The sequence below is a fragment of the Pseudoalteromonas atlantica genome, from assembly GCA_007988745.1.
In the GTDB taxonomy this organism is placed as follows: domain Bacteria; phylum Pseudomonadota; class Gammaproteobacteria; order Enterobacterales; family Alteromonadaceae; genus Pseudoalteromonas; species Pseudoalteromonas atlantica.
In genome coordinates this window covers 1-4,130 of record BJUT01000096.1, presented here as the reverse complement: position 1 = coordinate 4,130, position 4,130 = coordinate 1, and the positions used below count along the sequence as shown (strand labels likewise).

Annotated in this window: 2 protein-coding genes; one reads left to right on the top strand and one right to left on the bottom strand. The window is 43.8% G+C overall.

Annotated elements, in window-relative coordinates:
* Nucleotides 1-249: 249 nt before the first annotated feature.
* Nucleotides 250-1,128 carry a tetratricopeptide repeat protein gene (locus PAT01_RS19705; RefSeq protein WP_024032988.1) on the bottom strand — a complete coding sequence of 293 codons (879 nt, stop codon included), beginning with the start codon at nucleotides 1,126-1,128 and terminating at the stop codon, nucleotides 250-252.
* A gap of 658 nt (nucleotides 1,129-1,786) precedes the next feature.
* Here PAT01_RS19705 and katG point away from each other — a divergent pair.
* Entirely contained in the window at nucleotides 1,787-3,967 is a 2,181-nt protein-coding gene (katG, locus tag PAT01_RS19700; RefSeq protein ID WP_154946042.1) for a catalase/peroxidase HPI, read from the top strand.
* Nucleotides 3,968-4,130: the final 163 nt, after the last annotated feature.

Sequence of the window (4,130 nt, the reverse complement as noted above, 5' to 3'; positions counted from 1 at the left end):
TTGCACCACAGAGGCGCTTCGCGCTACACAGAGAAAACACAGGTATTGGTGATTTATTTCTTCAGTTTTTCTCCTGCTCTCCTCCTTTACTTCTCGGTGGTGACATAATCACTTTTAAACGAAAGCACGAGCTAACTGCGTAGCAGCGAGTTTACCTCGCGTTTTATATTAAACTTTTTCGCGGCATAAAGCCGCTGCTACTGCTATTGTGGGCTTCGCACTTTACGCCAATAACGCGCCTACAAAACTCTAGCTACCCGCTACTATGGTATTAAAGCTGTCGTTGTCGTGTAGGCTGGCAAATGCACTTTCGTGTAGTAGCTCATTACGTAAGTTTGGCGAGTATTCTAGGGCCATTTTTATATCGGCTAATGCATCGGCATGTTTGTGTGTAAGTGCATACGCACACGCACGCTGCCAGTAGGCATAGCCGTAGTCGCTATCTATATCAATGGCTTGGTTACATAACTCAATGGCTTTGGCGGTTTCGTTTAGCTCTAATAATGCATCGGCTTTATAGGCAATGGCTTCTACATCTTCTGGCTTACGTTTTAAAATTTCGTCAAATATTTCTATTTTGTTTGCAAAGTCGCTTTCTAGGTTTGCGCGCATCCATAACGAGTGCACCTCGTTAGTGACCGATATACGCTCTTGGTTACTGAGTATTTCTTCTGAGCGTACACGCAGTTTTTCTTCAAGAATTTTTAAGCGATCTTCGTACTCGTCAGTGATCACACTGACACGCGTATTTACTATGTCTTCTACTTTATTTTTAACATCGCGCAGCGAGTTCCAGCCTACTAAAACCAAAATAGAGGCCGTAGCAGTAATAATAAAAAACACATTATTAATAGTGTCGGTGGTGTAAATAAGCGCTCTGTCGGCGGTGTCTAATTGGGCGTGTGTAACTTGTTTTGTTACATCTTCGCGTAATTGTTGTTGGTCTTGGCGAACGGCTTTTAACTCATCAAGAATATAGCGTTCTAAAAGCGGTTTATACATGGGCTCATTTAATTGCGCTAACGCTTGTTGCTGTTGCTCTTCTGTTGGTGCAGCAGATTCTTGGGCATTAACAGTATTTAAAAGCGAAACAAAACAAACAAATAGAATAGTTATATAAAAACGCATGGGTACGCCTAGTTAATTATTAGTGACTAATCGCACTTTAACATGCAAGGCTTATTGGCACTAGGGCGTGTTGGCTTTGAACATTAAACAACTTAACAAAACCATACAACTGCTCACACAGCCTCAAAGGATTCGAAATTTTAGGCAAAAAAAAGCCAGCCCAATGTGGGCTGGCAAAACTGCTTAAAACAACAATAAATTGTCGCAGGGAAATAACAGGAGTGAGTGGTCATAATAATCAAGTTAATCTGAACATTTACTTAATTATTCAAAATAGATTTCAATAAGTTATAAAGTAAAGGTGCATTGGGCTTAGTAATGCACCTTTATAAACAACTTTAATTTCATGGTGAAGGGGGGTATTCCAATGTGCGCTTAATTAAAAGCCACTTTCAAACCCTTCACATACCATTACGCGTTATCTATTTAATCCGATCACACTAATTGTGGTGTTTAAACTGTATTCATTAAACCAATGGTTTCAATCGATTTAATTCAAGTTAATACGCTGGCGAATGTAATATTAGGGGTCTATATTGTTTGAGCAGTAAATAAAAATTATGCGCAAAATTAATAAACCTTAGCGTGCTACTTTAAATGTAAGCGCTGGGGCTTGAGTAAAATAGTTAAACTCTTCATTTAAAGTAAGGAGCTGAAAATGAGCAGCACTAAATCGGGTCAATGTCCCGTAATGCACGGTAGTAACTCAGTTATTTCTAAAGTAAACACAGATTGGTGGCCAAATACTCTAAATTTAGACATTCTTCATCAGCACGACACAAAATCAAACCCCTACGGCACAGACTTCGACTACGCCGAAGCATTCAAATCTCTCGATTTAGACGCAGTAAAAGCAGACCTAAAAGCCTTTATGACCGATAGCCAAGATTGGTGGCCTGCCGATTGGGGTCATTACGGCGGCTTAATGATCCGTATGGCATGGCACTCTGCGGGTACGTACCGATTATCAGACGGCCGTGGTGGCGCAAGCACCGGCAACCAGCGTTTTTCGCCGCTAAATTCGTGGCCAGACAACGCAAGCTTAGATAAAGCGCGCCGCCTATTGTGGCCAATCAAGAAAAAATACGGTAACAAATTATCGTGGGCCGACCTATACATTTTAGCCGGTAACATGGCATATGAATCAATGGGCCTAAAAGTTTATGGCTTTGCGGGCGGCCGTGAAGACATTTGGCACCCAGAAAAAGACATTTACTGGGGCGCAGAAAAAGAATGGCTAGCACCGAGTGATGAGCGTTACGACAACGTAGAAAAACCCGACACCATGGAAAACCCATTAGCTGCGGTACAAATGGGCTTAATTTACGTAAACCCAGAAGGCGTTAATGGGATACCCGATCCGCAAAAAACCGCGCAGCACGTACGTGAAACATTTGCTCGCATGGCAATGAACGACGAAGAAACCGCAGCGCTTACTGTAGGCGGCCACACGGTAGGTAAAACCCACGGTAACGGTAAAGCCGAGCACTTAGGCCCAGAGCCAGAAGCGGCCGACGTACACGAGCAAGGCCTAGGCTGGAACAGCACTAAAGAAGGCGGCTTTGGTCGCAATACCGTAACGTCGGGGCTAGAAGGCGCGTGGACTACCCACCCAACAAAATGGGATAACGGCTACTGTCACTTACTATTAAATTACGAGTGGGAGCTAACTAAAAGCCCAGCAGGCGCGCACCAATGGGAGCCTGTAAACATTAAAGAAGAAGACAAGCCGGTAGATGTAGAAGACCCTTCAATTCGTTTAAACCCAATGATGACCGACGCCGATATGGCCATGAAGGTAGACCCAATCTACCGTAAAATTATTGAACGTTTTAACAACGACTTTGAGTATTTTTCTGATGTGTTTGCCCGCGCGTGGTTTAAACTTACGCACCGCGACTTAGGTCCTAAAGCGTGTTACTTAGGTAAAGATGTACCAAGCGAAGACCTAATTTGGCAAGACCCAATTCCAGCGGTTGACTACACCCTATCTGATGACGAAATTAGCGAGCTAAAAGCACAAATTCTTGATTGTGGCGTAAGAGCAACCGATTTAATTACTACAGCATGGGATAGCGCACGTACGTACCGAGGTTCAGACCGCCGTGGTGGTGCAAATGGTGCGCGTATTCGTTTAGCTCCGCAAAAAGATTGGCAAGGCAATGAGCCAGAGCGCCTAGCAAGCGTACTTAGCGCCCTTGAAAAATTTAAAGCTGGCTTAGCTAAGCCTATCAGTATTGCCGATTTAATCGTATTAGGTGGCACAGCAGCTGTAGAGCAAGCTGCAAAACAAGCTGGTGTTGATGTAACAGTACCGTTTGCGCCAGGGCGCGGCGATGCAACCGACGAAATGACCGATGCCGAGTCGTTCGAACCGTTAGAGCCAGTACACGACGGCTTTAGAAACTACCTTAAAGGCGACTTTAGCGTATCGCCAGAAGAGCTACTTTTAGAGCGTAGCCAGTTAATGGGCCTAACCGCACCAGAAATGACCGTACTGTTTGGCGGAATGCGCGTGTTAGGCACAAACTACGCAGGCAGCAAACACGGCGTATTTACCGACAACGTAGGTGCGCTTTCTACCGACTTTTTTGTAAACTTAACCGACATGGCCAATAACTGGAAACCGTCTGAGCCAGGTGTTTACAACATTGTTGAACGTAAAACAGGCACCATAAAATGGACTGCAACACGTATAGATTTAGTGTTTGGTTCAAACTCTATATTACGTGCACTAAGCGAATTTTACGCACAAGACGACAACAATGAACGTTTTGTACATGACTTCGTAAATGCATGGGTAAAAGTAATGAACGCCGACAGATTTGATCTTAAATAAATCAAAATTATAGGCACAAAGGGGAGCAACATAGCTCCCCTTTTTATTATCTAAATTTTAGTTCGTGGCCTGTAGGCACAGGGCTTGCTCAGGGTTGATGTGCTGCTTTTCATTAATTGTAAATTAAATACCACCACCGAGGACACAGAGGCGCTTCGCGCTA